Annotated in this window: 20 protein-coding genes; 6 read left to right on the top strand and 14 right to left on the bottom strand. The window is 71.1% G+C overall.

The genetic code is table 11. The annotated features are described in order from the left end of the window. Window positions 1-17: 17 nt before the first annotated feature. From truB to rimP, 10 genes are all read right to left on the bottom strand, one after another. On the bottom strand, window positions 18-929 hold the full coding sequence (truB, locus tag AYO52_RS12285; protein ID WP_067717698.1) for a tRNA pseudouridine(55) synthase TruB: 912 nt from the start codon (window positions 927-929) through the stop codon (window positions 18-20). After that, on the bottom strand, window positions 926-1,645 hold the full coding sequence (locus AYO52_RS12280; protein WP_067717695.1) for a 4'-phosphopantetheinyl transferase: 720 nt from the start codon (window positions 1,643-1,645) through the stop codon (window positions 926-928). The genes truB and AYO52_RS12280 overlap by 4 nt, the downstream gene beginning before the upstream one ends. After that, the gene (locus AYO52_RS12275) at window positions 1,642-2,583 is read right to left on the bottom strand and encodes a metallophosphoesterase (RefSeq protein WP_067717693.1); all 942 of its coding nucleotides are present in this window, start codon (window positions 2,581-2,583) and stop codon (window positions 1,642-1,644) included. Before AYO52_RS12275 ends, AYO52_RS12280 begins: the two co-directional genes overlap by 4 nt. After that, window positions 2,580-4,001 (bottom strand): MATE family efflux transporter, encoded by a 1,422-nt coding sequence (locus AYO52_RS12270; RefSeq protein ID WP_082923983.1) that lies wholly within the window; start codon window positions 3,999-4,001, stop codon window positions 2,580-2,582. Before AYO52_RS12270 ends, AYO52_RS12275 begins: the two co-directional genes overlap by 4 nt. Continuing rightward, window positions 3,958-4,956 carry a bifunctional oligoribonuclease/PAP phosphatase NrnA gene (locus AYO52_RS12265; RefSeq protein ID WP_067717690.1) on the bottom strand — a complete coding sequence of 333 codons (999 nt, stop codon included), beginning with the start codon at window positions 4,954-4,956 and terminating at the stop codon, window positions 3,958-3,960. The genes AYO52_RS12270 and AYO52_RS12265 overlap by 44 nt, the downstream gene beginning before the upstream one ends. Then, window positions 4,953-5,414 (bottom strand): 30S ribosome-binding factor RbfA, encoded by a 462-nt coding sequence (rbfA, locus tag AYO52_RS12260; protein ID WP_067717687.1) that lies wholly within the window; start codon window positions 5,412-5,414, stop codon window positions 4,953-4,955. The genes AYO52_RS12265 and rbfA overlap by 4 nt, the downstream gene beginning before the upstream one ends. A 112-nt stretch (window positions 5,415-5,526) precedes the next feature. Then, window positions 5,527-8,316 carry a translation initiation factor IF-2 gene (gene infB / locus AYO52_RS12255; RefSeq protein ID WP_082923982.1) on the bottom strand — a complete coding sequence of 930 codons (2,790 nt, stop codon included), beginning with the start codon at window positions 8,314-8,316 and terminating at the stop codon, window positions 5,527-5,529. 69 nt (window positions 8,317-8,385) lie between these two features. After that, the gene (locus AYO52_RS12250) at window positions 8,386-8,784 is read right to left on the bottom strand and encodes a YlxR family protein (protein ID WP_082923981.1); all 399 of its coding nucleotides are present in this window, start codon (window positions 8,782-8,784) and stop codon (window positions 8,386-8,388) included. Window positions 8,785-8,924: 140 nt separating this feature from the next. Then, window positions 8,925-9,911, bottom strand: coding sequence for a transcription termination factor NusA (nusA, locus tag AYO52_RS12245; RefSeq protein WP_067717681.1), 987 nt, complete (start codon window positions 9,909-9,911; stop codon window positions 8,925-8,927). Further along, on the bottom strand, window positions 9,908-10,453 hold the full coding sequence (gene rimP / locus AYO52_RS12240; RefSeq protein WP_067717678.1) for a ribosome maturation factor RimP: 546 nt from the start codon (window positions 10,451-10,453) through the stop codon (window positions 9,908-9,910). Before rimP ends, nusA begins: the two co-directional genes overlap by 4 nt. A gap of 106 nt (window positions 10,454-10,559) precedes the next feature. On the opposite strand from rimP, the gene AYO52_RS18335 reads away from it, so the two are divergent. Together AYO52_RS18335 and AYO52_RS12230 are read left to right on the top strand one after the other, a co-directional pair. Next, window positions 10,560-11,030 (top strand): hypothetical protein, encoded by a 471-nt coding sequence (locus tag AYO52_RS18335; RefSeq protein WP_143337679.1) that lies wholly within the window; start codon window positions 10,560-10,562, stop codon window positions 11,028-11,030. Next, entirely contained in the window at window positions 11,027-11,431 is a 405-nt protein-coding gene (locus tag AYO52_RS12230) for a DUF4439 domain-containing protein (protein ID WP_082923979.1), read from the top strand. Before AYO52_RS18335 ends, AYO52_RS12230 begins: the two co-directional genes overlap by 4 nt. A gap of 3 nt (window positions 11,432-11,434) precedes the next feature. On the opposite strand, the gene AYO52_RS12225 is transcribed toward AYO52_RS12230, so the two are convergent. Next, window positions 11,435-13,189 (bottom strand): proline--tRNA ligase, encoded by a 1,755-nt coding sequence (locus AYO52_RS12225; RefSeq protein WP_067717670.1) that lies wholly within the window; start codon window positions 13,187-13,189, stop codon window positions 11,435-11,437. Between the two features lie 81 nt (window positions 13,190-13,270). On the opposite strand from AYO52_RS12225, the gene AYO52_RS12220 reads away from it, so the two are divergent. Continuing rightward, a complete protein-coding gene (locus tag AYO52_RS12220; RefSeq protein WP_067717667.1) occupies window positions 13,271-14,020 on the top strand; it encodes a YaaA family protein in 750 nt (249 codons plus the stop codon). Next, entirely contained in the window at window positions 14,017-15,057 is a 1,041-nt protein-coding gene (locus AYO52_RS12215) for a hypothetical protein (RefSeq protein WP_067717664.1), read from the top strand. Before AYO52_RS12220 ends, AYO52_RS12215 begins: the two co-directional genes overlap by 4 nt. A gap of 32 nt (window positions 15,058-15,089) precedes the next feature. Here the strand turns inward: AYO52_RS12215 and cobA are convergent, their stop codons facing one another. After that, window positions 15,090-16,328, bottom strand: coding sequence for a uroporphyrinogen-III C-methyltransferase (cobA, locus tag AYO52_RS12210; protein WP_067717661.1), 1,239 nt, complete (start codon window positions 16,326-16,328; stop codon window positions 15,090-15,092). Window positions 16,329-16,463: 135 nt separating this feature from the next. Then, a complete protein-coding gene (gene mqo, locus AYO52_RS12205) occupies window positions 16,464-17,960 on the bottom strand; it encodes a malate dehydrogenase (quinone) (RefSeq protein WP_082923978.1) in 1,497 nt (498 codons plus the stop codon). 133 nt (window positions 17,961-18,093) lie between these two features. Between mqo and AYO52_RS12200 the strand changes: the two genes are divergently transcribed. Both AYO52_RS12200 and mtr read left to right on the top strand, forming a co-directional pair. Beyond that, the gene (locus tag AYO52_RS12200) at window positions 18,094-19,131 is read left to right on the top strand and encodes an alpha/beta hydrolase (RefSeq protein ID WP_253702118.1); all 1,038 of its coding nucleotides are present in this window, start codon (window positions 18,094-18,096) and stop codon (window positions 19,129-19,131) included. A 5-nt stretch (window positions 19,132-19,136) separates the two neighbouring features. After that, window positions 19,137-20,537 carry a mycothione reductase gene (gene mtr / locus AYO52_RS12195; protein ID WP_067717653.1) on the top strand — a complete coding sequence of 467 codons (1,401 nt, stop codon included), beginning with the start codon at window positions 19,137-19,139 and terminating at the stop codon, window positions 20,535-20,537. A gap of 101 nt (window positions 20,538-20,638) precedes the next feature. Here mtr and AYO52_RS12190 read toward each other — a convergent pair whose 3' ends face one another. After that, window positions 20,639-22,117, bottom strand: a complete 1,479-nt coding sequence (locus AYO52_RS12190; RefSeq protein WP_067717650.1) for an NAD(P)/FAD-dependent oxidoreductase — start codon at window positions 22,115-22,117, stop codon at window positions 20,639-20,641. Window positions 22,118-22,149: the final 32 nt, after the last annotated feature.

The following is a 22,149-nucleotide window of genomic DNA, read 5'->3' as shown; positions in this document are numbered from 1 at the left end:
CACCTTACGCGCGGCGTTCACAGGCCCGCCGGGCGCATGACCACGACCGGAGCGGCACGCCGCCCCGATTCCGACACCAGCGCCGCCACCCGGCCGTCCGGGCCGACGGCGGCGACGACCCCGGCGTCACCGCGGGCCTCGAGCCATCGGCCGTGGCGCAGTCCCTCCGCCTCGTCGACGTCGATGTCGCGTCGGGGGAACGCGGTCAGCGCGGCGGAGTCGAGGTCCAGCGACAGTGTCGGATCGGTCTCCAGCTGGTCGAGGGTCCGTGCCACGTCGAGACCGAACGGCCCGACGTGGGTGCGGCGCAGCGCCGTGAGGTGACCGCCGACCCCGAGGGCGGAGCCGAGGTCCCGGGCGAGGGCGCGGATGTAGGTTCCGGTGGAACAGTCGACGACGACGACGAGGTCGATCACCGCACCGGAGCGGGCCCGCTCGAGCACGTCGAACCGGGCGACGGTGACCCGCCGTGACCGGAGCTCGACCTCCTCCCCCGCCCGCACCCGGTCGTAGGCCCGCCTCCCGTCCACCTTGATCGCGCTCACCGCGGACGGGACCTGGTCGATCTCCCCGGTCAGCGCCGCGACGGCCGCGTCGATCGCCTCGTCGGTCACGGCGGAGGCGTCGGTGGTCGAGGTGGTCTCCCCCTCGGCGTCGTCGGTGGTCGTGGTCTGGCCGAGACGGATGGTGGCCTCGTAGGACTTGGTCTCCAGTGCCAACAGTCCGAGCATCTTGGTGGCGCGTTCGATGCCCACCACGAGCACCCCGGTGGCCATCGGGTCGAGCGTTCCGGCGTGGCCGACCTTGCGGGTACCGAAGTAGCGTCGGAGCCGTCCGACGACGTCGTGGCTGCTCATCCCCCCCGGCTTGTCGACGACCACCAGGCCGGGGTCGGGAGCGGGGCGGGGGTCGGGTCTGCGCGGCGTCACGGGCCCACGCTAGCGACCCCGGCGGGTCGCAGCACGATCGCCGAGGCCACGTACCCGTCCCGGACGGCCCAGCGGCCCCGGAACTCGACCAGATCGGGCCCCCCGTCCACGGCATGGCCGTCGATGAGGATCCGCGATCGCAGCGTGCCGGTGACCACCTCGTCGTCGTCGCCGTCCGGGACCAGGGTGATGTGTGCGTCACCGAACCCCAACCACCGGTGGGTGAGCGGGAACCACGCCTTGTAGGTGGCCTCCTTCGCCGTGAACAGCAGCGCATCCCAGGCGACGTCCGCGACCTCGGCGCGTGCCGCACGCACCCACGCCGCCTCCTCGGGCAGGGAGACGGCCTCGAGGACGCCCGCGGCCAGCGGTGCGTGGCGTTCCACGTCCAGCCCGAGCGACCGGACCCGGGCGGTCGGCGCCAACGCGGCGGCCCGCAGCCCCTCGGTGTGCGTGAGCGTGCCCACCAGGCCCGGCGGCCACACCGGCATGCCCCGACCCCCGCGCAGGACGGGGCCGGCGGGGACGCCGAGCCTCGACATGGCCTCCCGGGCACACGCACGCGCGCCCGCGAAGTCGATCCGGCGCCGCTCGACGGCGGCCCCGATCTGCTCGACCTCCACCGGGTACAGCGACGCCAACAGCGCCGCGTCGTCCAGGCCCAGCTCGGCGTCGGTCACCCCCACCACGTCGGTCGGGAACAGGTCGTCGATCACCGTTCGTCCTCCAGGTAGGGGCCGGTGTCGGCGGGCCGGGCGATCCTCGGCATCCCACCGTCGCCGCGGACCCACTGGACCTGCGGACCGTCCGGCGCCGGGAGGATCTGACGGGTGAGCGGATCCGGCCGCCCACGCCCGTTCCACTCCCTCGGATAACCCAGGGAGACCTCCTCGAAGCGCACGCCGTCGTGGACCGTGGTCCGCGGGATGTGCAGGTGACCGTAGACGCACGCGGTGGCGCGGTACCGGCGGTGCCAGTCTGCCGTCTGATCTGTCCCGCACCACAGCGCGAAGTCCGGGTGCCGCAGGACCCGGGTGGGGTCCCGGAGCAGCGGCCAGTGGTTGACGAGCACCGTCGGGTGCGCGGGATCGAGGCGAGCCAGCCGCGTCGTCGTACCCACGAGACGGTCCCGACACCAGGCGACCGCGTCACCGTAGGGGGCGGGGTCGATGAGGAACTCGTCCGAGGCCACGACGCGACGCTCCCGCGCACCTGCCAGGGCGTCCGCCCGCGGCTGCCCCGCTACCCGCGTCCAGCTGTAGTCGTAGAACAGGAACATCGGCACCACCCACGCGGGCCCGCCCGGTCCGGTCCACAGGGGGTAGTCGTCCTCCGGGGTGTCGACCCCGATGGCCCGGCACGCCTCCACCAGCCGGTCGTACTTGGTGGTGGACGTGATCCCGTCGTCGTCGCGGCCGATCCACAACTCGTGGTTGCCGGGCGCCCAGATCACCCGTTCGAAACGCGCCGCCAGTCGCTCGAGCGCGTCCACGACGTGGTCGACCTTCTCGGCGACGTCACCTGCCACGATGAGCCAGTCCCCCGGGTGCGCGGGGTGGATCTCGTCCACGACGTCCGCGTTGCCCCGATGTCCCACGTGCAGGTCGGACACCGCGCGCAGGGTCGGTTGCACGCCCGTCGCCCCGGCGGTCATCCGTCCACCTCCTGCAGGGCCCGTGCGCCCGGCGTCTGCGCTCCCAGCACCATCCACCGGTCGCCGCGCACCCGGGCCACGACGGCGATCAGTCGGAGACCGACGAACACCCCCATCCCGACCCAGATCCCCGGCAGCCCCCACCCGAGGTGGCGGGTGACGAGCAGCACGGGCAGGAAACCCAGAAGCGCCGCGACCACGGTGCTGGTGCGCAGGTACGCCGCGTCACCGGCGCCCAGCAGCACGCCGTCGAGTCCGAACACCACCGCGGCCGGGATCACCACCACCGCCATCCCGATCAGGGCGACGACCAGGCGATCGGCCACCCCGGGATCCCCGGACAGCAGCGATGCCAGGGGTGCTCTGAACACGGCCGTCAGCAGGGCGAGCCCCGCTCCCAGACCCAGTGACCACACCACCACCGCTCGTGCCAGCGCCCGGCCGTGGGCGGCGAGTCCGGCCCCGAGCGCGGCGCCGACGAGCGACTGGGCCGCGATCGCGACCGAGTCCAACACGAGCGAGTACAGCGCCCACAATTGCTGTGCGAGGTGGTGCGCCGCGAGCGAGTCGACCCCGGCGGCGGCTGCCGCGGTGGTGGCGACGGCGAAGGTGATCTGGAACGACGCGGTACGGATGATCAGGTCCACGCCCATGCGGAGCTGGCTGACGATCACGGCGCGGCGTGGCCGAAGCGACCCCGGGCGCTCGAGGACGAGCGCGACGAGGAAACCGGCGGCCATGAGCAGTTGCCCCGCGAGGTTCGCCCAGGCACTCCCGACCAACCCCAGCGCCGGGGCCGGCCCCAGACCGGGGACCAACACCACGCACCCGGCGGTCGACACGCCGATGCCCACGCCGACGAGCACGAGCGGGGTGCGCAGGCGCTGGACGCCCCTCATCCACCCGTGGCCGGCTGACGCCACGAGGATGCACGGGATGCCCCACACGGCCACCCCGAGCCATTCGGCCGCGCCGGCGGCCACGTCCGCATCCGCGGCGAGTACCCGGGTGATCGGCCCCCGCAACGCCAGTACGACGGCCACCACCAGCGCGCCGACGGCGACGGCGATCCACGTCGCCTGCACCCCCTCGGCCACGGCGTCGCCGCGGCGGCCCGCCCCGTGCAACCGCGCCGATCGGGCGGTGGTCCCGTAGGACAGGAAGTTCATCTGGGTGCCCAGTACCAGCAGGACGAGGGCTCCCACGCCGAGCGCGGCCAGGTCCTCCGGTCCCTGGCGACCGACGATGATCCCGTCGACCAGGAGATAGACGGGCTCGGCGGACAGCACCGGCAGGACCGGCAGGGCGATCGACCAGAGTCGGCGTCCAATCGCTCCCAGCCCGACGGCCGGATCGGGCCCGGTGTGCGTCACGTCAGCCGAGGAGTTCACGGAGCCTCGTGCTGATGGTCTCCACATCACCGCGCATCGTGCAGCCGGCGGCCGACGGATGACCGCCGCCCCCGAGCGCGGCCGCGATGGCCGAGACGTCCACGACGTCCGCGGCGTCCACGACGCCTGCACCCGGGCCACCGGGTCGCGAGCGGAGGGAGACGGCCCACTCGCCGGGCAGGTACTCCTTGAGGAGAACCGCCACGCGGGCCTCCCGGACGCCGCGGAGGTGCGAGACGAGGGATTCCACGTCGTCCTCGTCCGCTACCGAGATCACCTCGTGCGGGACGGCCAGCCACACCGATCCGCGCCCGCCCACCGCGTCGGCTTCCAGACGCACCGTCCTCAACAGCCCGCCCAGCACCCGAAGCCAGGCGAACGAGTGCGCGTCGAGCAGGGCGTGGGTGAGTTCGGTGGTCTCCGCGCCCGCGGCCAGCAGTCGTCGGGCGGTCTCGTGCGAGTCCGCGCCGCCCCAACGGAAGGATCCGGTGTCGGTGACGAGCCCTGCGTAGAGGCTCGTGGCCGTCACGGCGTCCACGGGGAACCCGCCCGCGTCGAGGACATCCAGGACGAGCGACGCCGTCGACGCGGCGTCCGGGTCGAGCAGCATGTGGGAACCGAAGCCCGGATTGGACCGGTGATGGTCGACGACGAGGACCTCCGCTGCCGCGTCGGCGAGCCGGCCCCACCGGCCCACCCGGTCCGGGCTCGCGCAGTCCAACGTCACGACGAGACCCCGGTGGGCGGGGACCTGCGCGAGGGGCACCACCCGGTCGGTCCCCGGGATGGCCCCCATCGCCCCCGGGACGACGCCGGGATCGAACGAGTGGTGGACGGTCACGCCCCGCGCACGCAACGCCCGGGCGAGACCGGAGGAGCTACCGAGCGCATCCGCGTCCGGGCGGACGTGGCACAGCACGGTCACCTCGTGGTGACGTGCCAACACGTCCGCCGCGCCGGCGGCGTCCACCGGTTCGGTCACCGATCGTCGTCCTCCGGCCGGTCCGCCTCCTCCGGCTTGCGGTACGGGTCCTCGTCGCCCGCCGGGCGAGCCCCCTCGGCCACGCGCCGGACCTGTTCGTCCTGCGCCCGGGCCTTGGCGAGCAGTTCTTCCATCTGGCGTGCCGCGTCCGGCACGGAGTCCAGCACGAACGTCAACTCCGGGGTGAACTTCACCCCGGTCTGTTTCCCGACCATCGTGCGCAGGCGGCCCCGCGCGGCGGTCAACGCAGCCTCCGCGGCCTCGTGGTCCGGCTCCTCGTCGAGGGTCACGCCACGAACCGTGTAGTACAGCGTCGCCACCCGCAGATCCGCGGTGATCCGCGAATCGGTGATCGTGATGAACTCCAGCCGCGGGTCCTTGATCTCGTGCTCGATGGCCGTCGCGACGATCTCGCCGATCCGCTTACCGAGCCGTCCCGCGCGTCCCTTACCGGTCATGGGGATCCTCCTTGGCGTGATGCGGTCGCACGGCGACCACGGGTTGACGAGCATGCCGCGGGGGCAGGTCCGTCTCCAACGGATCCCGCCCCCACGACAGTGCCCTGCGACGTCAGTCGCGTGGCTTCTCGACGAGCTCGTAGGTCTCGATGATGTCACCGATCTTGATGTCGGAGTACGTCACCGTCAGACCACACTCGAAGCCCTCGCGGACCTCGGTCGCGTCGTCCTTCTCGCGACGCAGCGAGGAGATGGTCATCTCCTCCGCCACGACCTTGCCGTCCCGGATGAGCCGGGCCTTGGCGTTGCGCCGCATGATGCCGTCGAGCACCATGCAACCCGCGATGTTGCCCACCTTGGAGGAGCGGAACATATTGCGGATCTCCGCCTGGCCGAGCTTCTTCTCCTCGTAGATCGGCTTGAGCATGCCCTTGAGCGCGCTCTCGATCTCGTCGATCGCCTGGTAGATGATCGAGTAGTACCGGATGTCCACGCCCTCGCGGTTAGCCAGCTCGGTGGCCTTGCCCTCCGCCCGGACGTTGAACCCGATGATCACCGCGTCGGACGCGGCCGCCAGGTTGACGTTGGTCTCGGTGACGGCACCGACACCGCGGTCGATGACGCGCAGCTGCACCTCGTCGTCGATCTCGATCCCCAGGAGGGCCTCCTCGAGGGCCTCGACCGTACCGGAGTTGTCACCCTTGATGATGAGGTTGAGCTGGCTCGTCTCCTTGAGATGCGAATCCAGGTCCTCGAGGCTGATCCGACGACGGCTACGGGCGGCCATCGCGTTGCGCTTGCGCGCGTTACGACGGTCGGCGATCTGCCGTGCGGTCCGATCCTCCTCGACCACCATCAGGGTGTCACCGGCGCCACAGACGCTGGTCAGGCCGATGACCTGGACCGGACGCGACGGGGTCGCCTCGGTGACGTCCTCGCCGTGCTCGTCGACCATGCGCCGGACGCGGCCGTAGGCGTCGCCGGCGACGATCGAGTCGCCGACCCGCAGCGTGCCGCGCTGGATGAGCACCGTGGCGACGGGACCGCGACCGCGGTCCAGGTGCGCCTCGATGGCGACACCCTGCGCGTCCATGTCCGGGTTCGCCCGCAGGTCGAGAGACGCGTCGGCGGTCAGGACGACCGCCTCGAGCAGCGACTCGATGTTGAGACCCTGCTTGGCGGAGATGTCGACGAACATCGTGTCGCCGCCGTACTCCTCCGGCACCAGGCCGTACTCGGTCATCTGGCCGCGGATCTTGTCGGGCTGAGCGCCCTCCTTGTCGATCTTGTTGACCGCGACCACGACCGGCACCTCTGCCGCCTGTGCGTGGTTGATCGCCTCGACCGTCTGCGGCATCACGCCGTCGTCCGCCGCGACCACGATGATCGCGATGTCCGTCGACTTCGCGCCGCGGGCACGCATGGCGGTGAACGCCTCGTGACCCGGCGTATCGATGAAGGTGATCGTGCGATCCACGTCGTCGACCGGCACCGTCACCTGGTAGGCGCCGATGTGCTGGGTGATGCCACCGGCCTCACCCTCGCCGACCTTCGCCGACCGGATGCTGTCGAGCAGTCGGGTCTTGCCGTGGTCGACGTGACCCATGACCGTGACGACCGCGGGACGGATCTCGAGATCGCTCTCGTCACCCTCGTCCTCACCGAAGGAGAGGTCGAACGAATCGAGCAGCTCGCGATCCTCGTCCTCGGGGCTGACGATCTGGACCTTGAAGCCCATCTCCTCACCGAGCAACTGCAGCGTCTCCGGGGTGACCGACTGCGTGGCCGTGACCATCTCACCCAGGTTGAACAGGGCCTGGACCAGCTGCGCGGGGTTGACGTCGATCTTGTCCGCGAAATCGCTCAGCGAAGCACCCTGTGCCAGTCGCAGGACCTGCCCGCGACCGTCGGGAAGCCGGACGCCGCCGACCTCCGGGGCCCGCATCGAGTCGTATTCCTGACGCTTCTGCCGCTTCGACTTGCGACCACGACGCGGGGCGCCACCGGGACGACCGAACGCACCCGCGGCACCACCGCGGCCACGGTTGCCGCCACCGGGACGACCCCGGAAACCGCCGCCACCGGCTGCGGGGGCACCGCCGCCGCCACCGGGACGGAAACCGCCGCCACCCGGACGGCCACCGGGGCCACCCGGACGGCCGCGACCCGCGGCGGGACGTGCGACCTGTCCCGGCATCTGACCGGGGCTGGGACGCGCCGGCATGTTGCCGGGGTTGGGACGGAGACCGCCCTGGCCCGGTGCGCCCGACCGCTGCGGGGGACGGGGCCCACCCTGACCGGGTGCGCCCGGACGGGCGCCTCCGGGACGGGGACCACCCTGGCCGGGTGCCGGGCGGGGACCGCCCTGCGGACGCGGCGCGGGCGTGGTGCCGCTGGAGTACGGGTTGTTCCCGACGCGAGGCGCCTTGGGACCGGGCTTCGGCCCCGCCGCGCGCGGCCCGGGAGCCGGACGGGAGGCTGCGGCGGCCGCGCCGGGGGTCGCCCCCGGGGTCGGACGCTGGGAACCGGGCTTGGCGCCCGGAGTCGGACCGGCTTCCGGCTTGGGAGCCGGCGCGGGGGCCGCGGGCTTGGCGCCCGGGGTGGGGCCGGCCGCGGGCTTGGGAGCCGCCGAGCGCGGATCCGCGCCCGGACGGGGGCCCGGTGCCGGCTTCGAGGGTGCACCCGGCTTGGGCGCAGCGCCTCCTGCGGATTTAGACGGGGCGGGGGCGGAGTCGCCGCCTGCCGGTGCATGTGCCTCACGCAGGCGCCGGACGACCGGGGCCTCCAACGTCGAGGACGCGGACTTGACGAACTCTCCCTGATCGCGGAGTTTCGTCAGAAGTTCTTTACTGGTGATACCGAACTCTTTTGCCAGCTCGTGTACCCGGGGCTTGCCTGCCACTGCTCTCCTCACTGCGAGGTCTCCACGGCAGGGCTGGCCGCGCGACCTCGGTCTACATTCGATGGACGTTCATCGCTGGAGCTTCACGGTGTGCTCATCGTGTCTGGTCCGTTCCTTCTCTTGTGCTCCCCCTGCCGAACCGAGCGGTCGGCGGGTGATGTCGTGCCCGAGGCGTAGTGCCTCGAGTACCTCCGTGAGCGCGTCCTGGGACACGTTCCCGGCGATCCGCAGGGCCCTGGTGAAGGCCTTGCGGTCGAGCGCTGTCGTGATGCACTGCGGTTCGCGATGCACCCAGGCTCCTCGTCCGACCGCCCGTCGGCGCGGATCGGGCGAGAGAGCGGCCGTCTCCGGATCGTGAACGATCCGGAGGAGTCGGGAATCGGTGTCCCGACCCCGGCAACCGACGCAGGTCCTGACCGGACCCGCGGCCTCGGCGGTACCGAACCGCTGGTCCTTGCGTCCCTGCATCCGGCCACCTCGGTCTCTCGCCGCCCGGCCCGAGTGGACGGGTGGACGTGAAGTCACTGTGACAACTGATCAGTCTACAGACAATGCCGTGTCGACACTAACGGCGCGCCCGACCGCGTGGCGCCGGGCGGCGCAGCGCGTCACTCCGCGTCGCTGTGGATGTCGATCCGCCACTGGGTCAGGCGGTGTGCCAGACGTGCGTTCTGGCCTTCCTTGCCGATCGCCAGGGACAGCTGGTAGTCGGGGACGACGACGCGGGCCGCCCTGGTGGTGGCATCGGCGACGGTGACGGAGATCACCTTCGCCGGGGACAGGGCGTTGCCGACGAACACCGTCGGGTCGTCGTCGTAGTCGACGATGTCGATCTTCTCGTCGTTGAGCTCCGCCATGACCGCGCGCACACGGGCCCCGTTCGGTCCGATGCAGGCGCCCTTCGCGTTGAGTCCCGAGATGGTGGATTCCACCGCGATCTTCGTCCGGTGGCCCGCCTCACGCGCGATCGCCGCGATCCGCACCGAGCCGTCGTCGATCTCCGGGACCTCGAGCGCGAACAGTCCCCGGACCAGGTCCGGGTGGGTGCGGGAGAGCGAGACGGAGGCGCCGTGGGGCCCCTTGTGCACCTCGACGACGTGGCACTTGATGCGCTCCCCGTGCGTGTAGGTCTCACCCGGTACCTGCTCGGCCGGGGCGATGGTCCCCTCGGTGCCCCCGTTCTCGGGTCCGATGTGGACGACCACGATCCCACGGGCGTTGGCGCGGGAGTCGGACTGGATGACCCCACTGACCACCTCGCCCTCGCGCGCGACGAGATCACCGTAGATGCGGTCGGTCTCGGCTTCGCGCAGACGCTGCAGGATGATCTGCCGTGCCGTGGCCGCGGCCACCCGCCCGAAGTCGGAGGGGGTGGCGTCGAACTCCCCGATGCGGTTGCCGTCCTCGTCCACCTCGGCGGCCATGACGGCGACCGTGCCGGCCTTGCGGTCCAGCGCGATCCGGGCCACCCTATGCGAGCCCTCGGTCCGCTTGTAGGCGGTGAGCAGCGCGTTTTCGAGAGTGTGCACGAGGTCGTCCAGCGGGATCTCGCGCTCTCGGGACAGCATGTTCAGCGCTGCCATGTCGATGTTCAACTGTTTTCTCCTTCTCGCACGCCGTGCCCGGGGTTCTCCGGCTCGGACAACAGGTCCAGCTCCTCCTGTGGCGCTGGCCGGAACTCGACCCGGATCACGGCGCGGGCCACCCGATCCAACGCTACCGAGTCCACTCTGGTCCCCCGGCCCGCCCTGGACACGATGCGGACGGTCCCCGAGTCCTCGTCGAGGTCTCCGACCCGCCCCCGGGTCGGCCCGTCGGCGCCGTCGACGTAGAGCAGGTCGACCTGGCGTCCGCGGGCACGGGCCCAGTGACGGGGGTGCTCCAGCGGCGCGTCGACGCCCCTGCTGGTGACCTCCAGCGTGACCGGCTGGCCCGATCCCCCCCACTGCTCGGCGAGGGGGTCGAGATCGACGGAGAGTTCGGCGAGATCGTCGAGGGAGACGCCGGAGTCCCCGTCCACGACGACCGTCACGTGCCACGTGGACGAACGGGTGTCCTCCCGGAGGTCCTCGAGGTCGAGGCTGCGGTCCGAGACCGCCTTGCGTATATGGGCCCGGTCGGGCTCGGGGACGATCACTGTGCTCCTGGAGTGCGGGCTGGCGGATTCCGTTCCGGGACGCGGACGGGCCGCATCACTGTACCGCCTCGCCGCCCCCTTCTCCGACCCCTGGCAGGATGTCGGAGTGCCCCATTCCGCCCCCGTCGCCCTCTCGCGCCGTCAGTTCGCCGTCGCGGCCGCCGGAGTCGCCGGGCTCGCAGTCGCCGGCGGCTGTGCCCTGCCCACGGTCACCGACCGCCCCGATCCCCTGCTCGGCCTGCTCGAGGCCGCCGAGCGCGACGCACGGGAACTCGCGGCCGCGGACGCCTCCCACGGCGATCGGGTGGGTGCCCTGCGTCGGCTCGCCGACACCCGGAGAGTTCACGCGGAACGGCTCGCCGGGCTCGTGGACCGCCCGCAGGACGACGAGCAGCAGCCGACCCCCGTGCCGACACCGGCGCCGGTCTGCCCGCCCGCCGAGGAGGTGCGCTCGCGACTCCGCGCCGACGCGGCCGACGCCGCCGGTGCGGCCGCGGCGACCGAGGGGGCCCGCGCGGAGATCGCCGGCGCGGTCTCGGCGGCGTGCACGGCGGCGGTCGAGGTGGAACTCGCGTGAGCGCTCCGGTCGGTTTGGCCGCCGAGGACGCGGCGGTCTACGGGTACGGTCTCGTCCTGTCCCGGGCGGACGGCTCCATCCGAGCCGCGGTCAGGCGTGAGCTCGCTGCTCATCGAGCCCGTCGGGACGCGGCTGAGGTGTTGTGGCCGGCATCGCCCCCCGCGCCGGTCGGATACGTCCCCGATCCGGACGCCCCCGGCGCTCCCGTCCTTCTGGCGATCCGGATCGAATCGGACTGTTGCGAGGCCTGGCGCGTCGAACTCGGCCTCGCCCGGACGCCGGAGACCCGCCGTTTCTGCGTCGACGCCCTCACCGCGGCGGCGGTGCAACTCGCACGCTGGAGAACCCTGGTCCCGGGAGCGCCGTTCGAGGCGCTACCCGGGTTCCCGCCGCCGGCCTGAGGCTCAGGGGCGTCCGGCGCCGATCAACCGGACGATCTCCTCCGCGGCACCGTCCACCGGGACCTGGGTGACCTCGCCGGTGGCGCGCTCGCGCAGCTCGACGGTGCCCTCGGACCAGCCGCGACCCACCACGACCACCCACGGCACACCGATCAGCTCGGCGTCCTTGAACTTCACTCCGGGCGAGGCCTTCCGGTCGTCGAAGAGGACCTCGAGTCGGGCGCGGTCGAACGCCTCCACCAGCGTCGCGGCTCCCGAGATCGCGGCATCGTCCTTGTTGGCGATCACCACGTGGACGTCCGCGGGCGCGGCCTCAGCGGGCCAGACCAGGCCCTTGTCGTCGGCGAACTGCTCCGCGAGTACCGCCACGAGACGTGAGACCCCTATGCCGTAGGACCCCATGGTCACCCTCGCGGGCTTGCCGTTCTCGCCCAGGACGTCGAACCCGAAGGCGTCGGTGTACTTCCGGCCCAGCTGGAAGATGTGGCCGATCTCGATCCCGCGCGCCAGGGTCAGGGTGCCGTGCCCGTCCGGTGCCGGGTCGCCCTCCCTCACCTCGGCGACCTCGATGGTGCCGTCCGGGGTGAAGTCACGGCCGCACACCAGGTCCACCACGTGCTTGCCGGGCTCGTCGGCTCCGGTGATCCACGCCGTGCCGTCGACGACCCGGGGGTCGACGAGGTAGCGGACCTCGTTCTCCTGCAGCGCGCGCGGGCCGATGTACCCCTTCACGAGGAACGGGTTGGTCTTGAAATCCGCCTCGTCGAGGATCTCGACCTCCGCCGGCTCGAGCGCGGCCTCGACCCGCTTCATGTCGACCTCGCGGTCGCCCGGTAGGCCCACCGCCAACAGCTCCCAGTCCTGACCGGGCCGACGCACCTTGAACATGACGTTCTTGAGAGTGTCCGCGGCGGTGACCTCCCGGCCGAGGTTTGCGGAGTTCGCCCAGGCGACGAGCGTGTCGATGGTCGGCGCGTCCGGGGTCTCGTGCACGACCGCCCGCGGCGAACCCTCGATCGGGAGGGCGGGCGGCGCGGGGGTGACAACGGCCTCGACGTTGGCCGCGTACTGCCCGTCGGTGGATCGGACGAACGTGTCCTCGCCGGCGGCGGAGACGGCGAGGAACTCCTCGGAGGCGGAACCACCCATCGCGCCGGAGGTGGCGGCACAGATGACGTACTCGATCCCGAGACGGTCGAAGATGCGTCGGTACGCCTCTCGGTGCGCCTGGTAGGAGCGTTCGAGTCCGGCGTCGTCGACGTCGAACGAGTACGAGTCCTTCATGACGAACTCGCGACCGCGCAGGATCCCGGCACGGGGTCGTTCCTCGTCGCGGTACTTGGTCTGGATCTGGTACAGCGTGACGGGCAGGTCCTTGTACGAGGAGTACTCGCCCTGCACGGTGAGCGTGAAGAGTTCCTCGTGGGTGGGGCCGAGCATCATGTCGTTGCCCTTGCGGTCCTTCAGCCGGAACAACGCCGGGCCGTACTCGGTCCACCGTCCGGTGGTCTCGTACGGTTCCCGCGGGAGGAGTGCGGGCAGGGTGATCTCCTGCGCGCCGAAGGCGTTCATCTCCTCGCGCACCACCTGCTCGACCCTGCGGAGGGTGCGCAGACCCAGCGGCAGCCAGGAGTACACGCCGGGAGCGACGCGGCGGACGTACCCGGCGCGGACCAGCAGTTTGTGGCTGAGGACCTCGGCATCGGCCGGGTCATCGCGGAGCGTGCGCAGGAAAAGGTGGGACAGACGCGTGATCACGATGCACCAGCCTAGCCGCCCCTGCTCGCGGACCCGCCGCCCGCCGTCGGGGCTGCCGGTGGCCTCGGTACCCTGAGCCGGGTGCGAATCCTCCTGTCCCCTTCCGAGACCAAATCCGTCGGCGGGTCCGGGGAGCCGCTCGACCTGGCCGCGCTCTCGCTCCCCGAGCTCGAAGGAACCCGCCGCGCCGTCGCCGACTCCCTCGTCTCGCTGTGCTCGGGGGAGGCGGCGGCAGCTCGCGACGCGCTCGGGCTGAGTGAGAAGCTCGGCGACGAGGTGACACTGAACGCCGACCTGTGGACCTCCCCCACCGCGTCGGCGCTGAGCCGCTACACCGGCGTCCTCTTCGACGCCCTGGACCCCGCCTCGTTCACCGCGGCCACCCGGTCACGAGCGGAGTCGCGGCTGTGGATCGGCTCGGCCCTGTTCGGCCTGCTCGGTGCTACCGACCCCATTCCGCACTACCGCCTCTCCGCCGGGACGCAGTTGCCCGGACTGGGCACCCTGCGTTCGACCTGGAAGCCGGCCCTCACCGCCTCCACCGCCGGGTGGGGCGACGACCTCGTGGTGGACCTGCGCTCCGGCGGCTACCACCAGCTGGGGCCGGTCCCGGGGGCGATCACCGTCGACGTCGTCACCGACTACCCCGACGGCACGCGCAAGGTGGTCTCGCACTTCTCCAAGCATCACAAGGGTCTCCTCGCCCGTACGCTCGCCACGTCCCGGGCCGAGATGGGTGACGTCGCCTCCCTCCTCCGGGTGGCCCGTCGGGCCGGGCACACCCTCGAGCGCACCTCGGAAACCGTTCTCACCATGGTCACGGAGCCGTGAGTTCGAGTCCCGATCCCGACGCCGACGCCGACTCCGTCCCCGCCACGCCGCGGGTCCTTCCCTCGCACGGTTCCCGCGCGGCGTGGCGGCTGCAGGAGGAACCTGGGCTCGCCTCGTTGCCCCGTCTGTGCCTGTCGCCGGTCCAGTACTACGAGGCGCACCTCTTCGGATCGCCCTCCGCTTTCCCGCCCGGACATCGGCGCCACGACCAGGGCGTGGCCGCCGACCTCGACCTCCCCGGCGACCTGCGGGACGACATCGAGGCGTGGATCGACGAATGGAAAGAGAACTTCGTCCATCTCGGCGACCGCCCCGTCGACCAACCAGTGTGGCGCGAGGGCTTCGACGAGTTGGCCTGGCTCGACCGCGGCCACGAGCTCGCCGACCGGCTCGAGGTGAGCCTGACCGGAACGGCGGTGTTCTGCACCGCGGAGCGGTATGTCGTGTGTGAGCTGGCCGCCGATCAACTGGACTACGTCCACCCTCTGCGGGGCGACTACGTGCGCACCGAGGGCTGGCGGGCGCCGGGCAACGGACCCGACCCCGACCGCACGCCGACGATCCGGCTCATGCCCGAGTACGGCGTGACGTGGGGACTGTGGGCGGGACGGCTCCCCTACTACCAGCCTCCCCGCCTCCGGGACGGGTTCATGGACTTCGCCACGCCTCGCAGCCTTGGACTGACCGCTGATCTGGAGAGCCGGATCCTGCGATGGAATGACGACTGGCGGCGCGGATTCGCGGACTACGGGAGCAGCGTCGACGACAGCGGCGCCGCCCTCGGCCTTCTCGGCTACGGCTACGGCGTGCCCGTCTGGACCGACGGCGTCGATCCGGTCGACTGGTACCGCGAGGGACTGGCGATCGCGCGCCGGCTGGCGGAGGAACTCCCAGGCGTGGAAGTCGAGTTGGTGGCGATCCGCAACGTCTGTTCGGCGCGGCTGGTCATGCAGGACCACACCTCGCACCTACGCGGTCAGGATCCGGCCACCTACTCGGACGTCTTCCTGACCGAGCGGCGCCGCGTCGGTTCCTGACGGGCACGCACCACGCCCGGCGTCGGGATGCGTCAGCGGTGCCGCAGGTCCGTGGACAGCGCCTGCGGAAGCCCGGCCACGTCGCCGACCACCACGATGGCCGGGGGCCTGACCTCGTGGGTCGCCAGGGTGTCGGTGAGGGTGCCGAGGGTGCAGCGATGGGTCGACTGACCGTCGAGACTGCCGTCGACGATCACCGCGGCCGGGGTGTCCGACGAGCGACCCCCCGCCATGAGCGACTCGGCGATCGCCGGGGAGTTCTTGACCCCCATCAGCACCACCAGCGTCCCGCGCATACGAGCGAGGGCGTCCCAGTCGATGAGGGAGCCCGGGTGCCCGGGCGGGAGATGCCCGGACACGACCGTCAGTTCGTGTGTCATCCCGCGGTTGGTCACGGGAATCCCCGCGAGGGCCGGGACCGCGAGGGCGCTGGAGACGCCCGGCACGACCGTGCACGGCACTCCCGCCTCCGCGCACGCCTGCGCCTCCTCGTAGCCACGCCCGTAGAGGAACGGGTCCCCGCCCTTGAGGCGGACCACGAACTTGCCGGCTCGTGCCCGGTCCACCAGCACCTCGTTGATCGCGTCCTGCGCCATGGCCCGCCCGTAGGGGATCTTGGCCGCATCGACGATCTCGACGTCCGCCCGCAGCTCGGCCAGTGGGCGCTGGGGGGCGAGACGGTCGGCCACGACCACGTCGGCGCGGGCGAGCAGTCGACGTCCACGCACCGTCATGAGGTCGTCGGCCCCCGGCCCGCCTCCGACCAACGCGACCGTGCCGCGGAGCGCCTCGTCGACCTCGGGTGCCTCCGCCCCCGCGTCGCTGAGGGCCCGCGCGACCACGTCCCGGGCCTCGGCGGTACGCGCGCGGTCGCCGGTGAGAACTGCGACGAGCATCTCGCCCCTGCGGACCACCGCCGGGGTCACCGCGGAACCCGACGTCACGGCGTCAGCCCGGACGCAGAAGGTGCGGTTCTGCTCGGCCTCGGCCGCGACCCGGGCGTTGACCAGAGAGTTCCTCGTCGCGGCGACCACGTACCACGCACCCTCGAGATCGCCTGATTCGTACTCTCGTGGCTCCCACCAGATGCGCCCGGCGTCCACGAGTCCCTGGAGCGTGGGCGTGACGTCGGGGCTCACGAGGTGCACCACCGCACCCGCCTCGAGCAGCACGGGGATGCGTCGTTGCGCCACGGACCCTCCGCCGATCACCACGACACGACGGCCTTCGAGGTCCAGACCGACGGGGTACGGGTTCACAGGCCGGATCATGCTGCTGATCCTATCCGCCCCCGGCTCGGCCCCAGGCCCCGGCCTGCGGCCCGTGACACGACTCACCCCCCGGCCACCACGTCGGGCGACCGGGGGATGAGGAATGGTGCGTGGTGGCGGATCAGCGCCGTTCCGTCAGGCCTTCTGGTCGAGCTTCAGGGTGCGGGTCGAGCGCTCGAACTGCTCGGTGAACAGGGTCGGCTCCTCGGCGAGGTCCCGGCCGAGCGAGGGGATCATCTCCTCGAGGGCCGGGGTCCAGTCCGCGAACCGGCTCGGGAAGCAGCGCTTGAGCACGTCGACCATGGCGTCCACCGCGGTGGAGGCGCCCGGGGAGGCTCCGAGCAGACCCGCGATGGACCCGTCCGCCGCGTTGACCACGGCGGTGCCGAACTCGAGGGTTCCGCCCCGGCCGCTGGGCTTGATCACCTGGACACGCTGGCCGGCGATGACCTTCTCCCACTCCCCGTCCTGCGCCGAGGGCACGAAGTCGCGCAGTGCGTCGACCCGCGCACCGTGGTTCTTCGCGAGTTCGGTGATGAGGTACTTGACCAGGCTCATCTCGGTGAGGCCGATATTGGCCATGGGCAGCAGGTTCCCGGCCCGGATGCTCGACGGCAGGTCGAGGAAACTGCCCATCTTGAGGAACTTGGGGGTCCACCCGGCGAACGGCCCGAACAGCAGACCCTTCTTGCCGTCGATGACGCGGGTGTCCAGGTGCGGCACCGACATGGGCGGCGCGCCCACGGAGGCCTGGCTGTAGACCTTCGCCTGGTGCTGCTCGATGAGCTCGGGGTTGGTGCAGCGCAGCCACTGGCCGCCCACGGGGAAGCCACCGATGCCCTTGATCTCGGGGATGCCGGACTTCTGGAGCAGGTGCAGGGCACCGCCACCCGCGCCGACGAACACGAACTTGGCGTCGACGGTGCGCTCGTCACCGGTGTGCCGGTTGGCCACGGTCAGCCGCCAGCTGCCGTCACTGTTGCGCTCGAGGTCCTTGACCTGGTTCTGGTAGTGCACCTCGGTGCCCGTGCGGGTGAGGTACTTGATGAGCTGCCGGGTGAGCGCACCGAAGTTGACGTCGGTGCCGTTCGAGAAGTGGCTCAGGGCGAAGGGCTGCTCGGGCGAGCGACCGCGGGCCATGAGCGGAACGAGCCGCTCCAGCTCGGAGAAGTCGGTGGTGTGACCCATTCCCGGGAAGAGCGGGTGCCCGGCGAGCTTGTCGTAACGCTTCCGGAGGTAGTCCTGACCGTCCTTGCCCGCCACGAAACTCATGTGCGGGACCGGGCGGATCCACTCGGTGGGGTCGCCGAGGATGGTGTTCTCGACCGCGTACGACCAGAACTGCCGGGAGACCTGGAACTTCTCGTTGACGCTGACGGCCTTGGTGATGTCGACGTCGCCGTCGGCGGTCTTGGGCGAATAGTTGAGCTCGCAGAGGGCGGAGTGCCCGGTGCCGGCGTTGTTCCAGGCGTCGGAGGATTCCAGTGCGGGCCCCTCGAGCCGTTCGAACACCTGGATGTCCCAGTCCGGTTGGAGCCGCCGCAGCAGGGCACCCAGAGTCGCGCTCATGGTGCCCGCGCCGATGAGCGCCACATCCGTCGTTCCGTGCTTTGCCACCTGGTCTGAAGTCACCGGCTACCCTCGCTCATTGGTCGTGGACCCGAATCTCTCGTCGACGCGGGTCGTCCCGACAGGCCCGCGCCCACAGGGTTGTCAGACTACTCACCGCGCCGGGCGTGGGACACACCGGACTAGGGTGGTCGTCGTGTCGACGCCCTCTCCAGATCCCGGCGCCCCCGACGGATCCGACCCGCAGTGGGCCCCGGATCTGCTGGGGCCGTCGTACACACGGCGCGACCTGCCTCTCGGTGCCGATCCCGACGGTGAGGGGCAGATCTCCGCGACCCTCGTCCGCCACGAGGACGCACCGGCCGAGCCCACCGGCGTCGTCCTGGTCGTCCACGGCCTGTCGGACTACTTCTTCCACACCCACCTCGCCGAGTTCCTCGCGTCGAGCGGGTTCGCGACCTACGGGATCGACCTGCGCAAATGTGGCCGGTCCCGGAAGGAAGGTCTGACACCGCACTTCACCACCGACCTGGAGAGGTACGACGACGAGCTGGATCAGGCCCTCGACGTGATCGTCTCCGAGCACCCGGGAACGCCGGTCCTCGTGGCCGCCCACTCGACCGGGGGGCTGGTGGTGCCGTTGTGGCTGGGCAGACGTCGCGACAGGGGCGCTCTCGCCCCCGTCGTGGGGGTGGTGCTGAACTCCCCGTGGTTCCAGCTCGACGTCCCGGAGCGCGCCCGCCCCGTGCTGGACCCCGTCATCCGCACGCTCGGATCCCTCCGGCCCTTCTACCGACTGCCGCTACCCACCTCGGACCGGTATGTGATCAGCACGCACGTCGACCACGACGGTGACTACCACTTCGACACCACGCTCAAGCCCCCCGGCGGGGTGGGTGTCCGGGCGGGGTGGCTGGCCGCGGTCCGGCGCGCCCAGAAGCGGCTACAGTCCGGGGTCGACCTACCGCTCCCGGTCCTGTTGCTCCGCTCGACGGCGTCGTCGGTCGGGGCCCGCCCACGGGGCGCCGTGCTCGACGTGGACACCGATCTGATCCTGGACGTCCGGTCGATGGAGCGCTTCGCCGACCGTGTCTCCCGTGACGTCACCGACGTCCCCGTACCGGGTGCCCGGCACGACGTCTTCCTCTCCCGCGCCGACGTCCTCGAGGTGGTCTTCGACCATCTCGGGCGCTGGCTGGACCAGACCCTGTCCTCACACACCAAGGAGTCCTGAACCCCATGACCCAGACCCCCTCCCGCCACTTCGACCTGGTCGTCATCGGCACGGGCAGCGGCAACTCGCTGATCGACGAATCGTTCGCCGACAAGTCCGTGGCGATCTGCGAGAAGGGGACGTTCGGTGGCACCTGCCTCAACGTCGGCTGCATCCCCACCAAGATGTTCGTCTACGCCGCCGACACGGCCACCTCGATCCGGCACTCGTCCGCCTACGGTGTCGATTCGACGCTGGACGGGGTCCGGTGGCCGGACATCGTCTCGCGGGTCTTCGACCGGCGGATCGACCCGATCGCGTCGAGCGGGGAGGACTACCGGCGCAACCGTTGCGACAACGTCACGGTGTTCGACGGACACGCGACCTTCGTCGGCCCGCGCACCATCGACACGGGGACCGGCGAGATCATCACCGCGGACTCCGTCGTGATCGCCGCTGGGGCACGGCCGTCGATCCCCGAGATCGTCACCGGGGCCGGCGTCGCCTACCACACCAGCGACGACGTCATGCGGATCCCCGAGTTGCCGAAATCCATGGTCATCCAGGGCTCAGGATTCATCGCCTGCGAGTTCGCCCACGTGTTCTCCGCGCTGGGCGTCGAGGTCACCGTGATCGGCCGGTCGGACGTACTGCTCAAGCACCTCGACCGCGAACTCGCCGATCGGTTCACGGACGCCGCCCGGGGACGGTGGGACGTCCGCCTCGGCCAGCACGTCACCTCGATGACCGCGACCGGTGACGACCGCCGGGGCGTGGAGATCACGTTCGAGGACGGGTCGACCTGTGCAGGCGACGCGCTGCTGGTCGCCACGGGTCGGACCCCGAACGGGGACCTGCTCGGTCTGGACGCGGCCGGGGTGGAGATGGACGGCGAGCGGGTCCGCGTGGACGAGTTCGGCCGCACCACGGCGGAGGGCGTCTGGGCGCTGGGCGACGTGAGCTCGCCGTTCCAGCTCAAGCACGTGGCCAACCACGAGCAGCGGGTGTTGGGCCACAACCTCAACCACCCGGAGAACCTGCAGCCGTTCCACCACAGTCACGTGCCGTACGCGGTGTTCAGCTGGCCACAGATCGCGTCGGTCGGGCTGACGGAAGCAGAGGCCCGCGCGGCCGGGTACGACGTGACCGTGAAGACCCAGGACTACGGCGACGTGGCGTACGGATGGGCGATGGAGGACTCGGTCGGGTGCTGCAAGCTCATCGCCGACCGCGCCACCGGGTTGCTCCTGGGCGCCCACCTCATGGGCGCCCACGCCCCGTCTCTCGTGCAGATCCTCATCCAGGCCATGGAGTTCGAGATCACGGTGCCGGACCTCGCGCGCAAGCAGTACTGGATCCACCCGGCGATGGCCGAGGTCGTCGAGAACGCATTGCTGGGTCTGGACTTCCCGGACCGCGGCTTCTAGCTACCGGACGATGCCGGAAGGCAGACGACCGGGGGCGACGTCGGTGGGCCGACGATCGGGGGCGGGGCCGCGAGTCGCGTGACACCCGCTCCCCGCCGGCCTCAGGCGAGGACGAACTCGTCCGGATCGACGGTGCGGACCTGCTCCCGATACCGGAAGGTGAACGTCGGCCACTGCAGGGAGTTGCGTCCCCGCGAGTCGATGTACCAGCTCGAGCAGCCGCCCTGGTTCCACACCGTGTGCGCCAGTTCGCGGTCCATCCGGGCGGCGTAGGACTCCTCCACCTCCGGACGGACCTCGATGGTGCGTCGGGCCTCCCGCCCGGCGAGGTCGAGCAACCGCAGTACGTGATCCGCCTGGGACTCGAGCATGTACACGATCGACGAGTGCCCCAGGTTGGTGTTGGGGCCGTACAGCAGGAACAGGTTGGGGAACCCCGCAACGGTGATGCCGTTGTGCGCTCGCGGACTGCCGTCCCAGTGGTCGGCGAGGGTGCGCCCGTCCGCGCCGGTGATCACGCGAGAGATGGGCGGCTCGGTCGGCTGGAAGCCGGTACCGAAGATGATGACGTCCGCCGGATGCTCCGTGCCGTCGTCGGCCACGAGCCCGCGCGGGGTGACAGCCGACGCCGCGCCGGACACCAGGGTCACGTCGGACCGGGTGAGGGCGGGGAGCCAGTTGCTGGTGAGCAACACCCGTTTGCACCCGATCGAGAAATGGGGGGTGAGCTCACGGCGCATCCCGCGGTCCCGCACCTTGAGGAAGAGGTAGAACCGTGCGAACCACTCGAAGAACCGCAAGAGGAACTGGGCTCGCGTGAACACCACGACGTAGAGCTCACGCCCCAGGTAGATACGACCCCGGACCAGCCGCTGTACCAACGGGAAGCGTCGGTAGAGCCGCTGACGGCGTCCGGAGATCGATCGGTCCAGCCTGGGCAGGATCCAGCCCGGGGTCCGCTGGAAGACCGTGACGTGCTCGGCGGGCCCGGCGATCTCGGGGACGAACTGGACCGCGGAGGCCCCCGTCCCGACGACGGCGACCCTCCGGCCCTCGAGCGCGATGTCGTGGCGCCACCTCGCGGAGTGGAACACCTGGCCCTCGAACGACTCCAGACCGGGTAGCCGGGGGATCGAGGGGGCGGACAGCGCCCCCGAGGCCACCACGAGATCGCGCGCCCGGATCCGCCCGCGGCTCGTGTCGACGACCCAGTGCGCCGACTCGGTGTCCCACACCGCCGCGGTCACCTCGCAGGAGGTGACGAGTCGGTCACGGAGACCGATGCGGTCCGTCACGGACTCGAGATAGGCCCGGATCTCCGGTTGCCTCCCGAACGAGTGGGACCACCCGGGGTGGGCGTGTCGGGACAGCGAGTACAGGGCGGTGGGGACGTCGCAGGCGCACCCCGGGTAGGTGTTGTCGCGCCAGGTGCCCCCCACCGAGTCCGCGGCCTCCACGACGAGGAAGTCCCGGCCACGCCCCTCCCCCAACAGACGGTCGGCCATGGCGATGCCGCCGAAGCCGGCGCCCACCACCACCAGGTCGATCTGCTCCACGGGTCCACGAGGGGTATCGATCATGGTGGACAGTATGCCCCGGATTGTCCACGACC

The organism is Dietzia sp. 111N12-1 (assembly GCF_001658045.1).
Classification (GTDB): Bacteria; Actinomycetota; Actinomycetes; order Mycobacteriales; family Mycobacteriaceae; genus Dietzia; species Dietzia kunjamensis.
This window is presented reverse-complemented; position numbering and strand designations above follow the sequence as displayed.

Excerpts from the sequence above, each read along its gene's own strand:
- cobA (WP_067717661.1), bottom strand. The coding sequence starts at position 16,328 with ATGATCCGGCCTGTGAACCCGTACCCCGTCGGTCTGGACCTCGAAGGC.
- AYO52_RS12190 (WP_067717650.1), bottom strand. The coding sequence starts at position 22,117 with ATGATCGATACCCCTCGTGGACCCGTGGAGCAGATCGACCTGGTGGTG.
- mtr (WP_067717653.1), top strand. The coding sequence starts at position 19,137 with ATGACCCAGACCCCCTCCCGCCACTTCGACCTGGTCGTCATCGGCACG.
- AYO52_RS12270 (WP_082923983.1), bottom strand. The coding sequence starts at position 4,001 with ATGTGGAGACCATCAGCACGAGGCTCCGTGAACTCCTCGGCTGACGTG.
- rbfA (WP_067717687.1), bottom strand. The coding sequence starts at position 5,414 with ATGACCGGTAAGGGACGCGCGGGACGGCTCGGTAAGCGGATCGGCGAG.
- AYO52_RS12250 (WP_082923981.1), bottom strand. The coding sequence starts at position 8,784 with ATGCAGGGACGCAAGGACCAGCGGTTCGGTACCGCCGAGGCCGCGGGT.
- AYO52_RS12275 (WP_067717693.1), bottom strand. The coding sequence starts at position 2,583 with ATGACCGCCGGGGCGACGGGCGTGCAACCGACCCTGCGCGCGGTGTCC.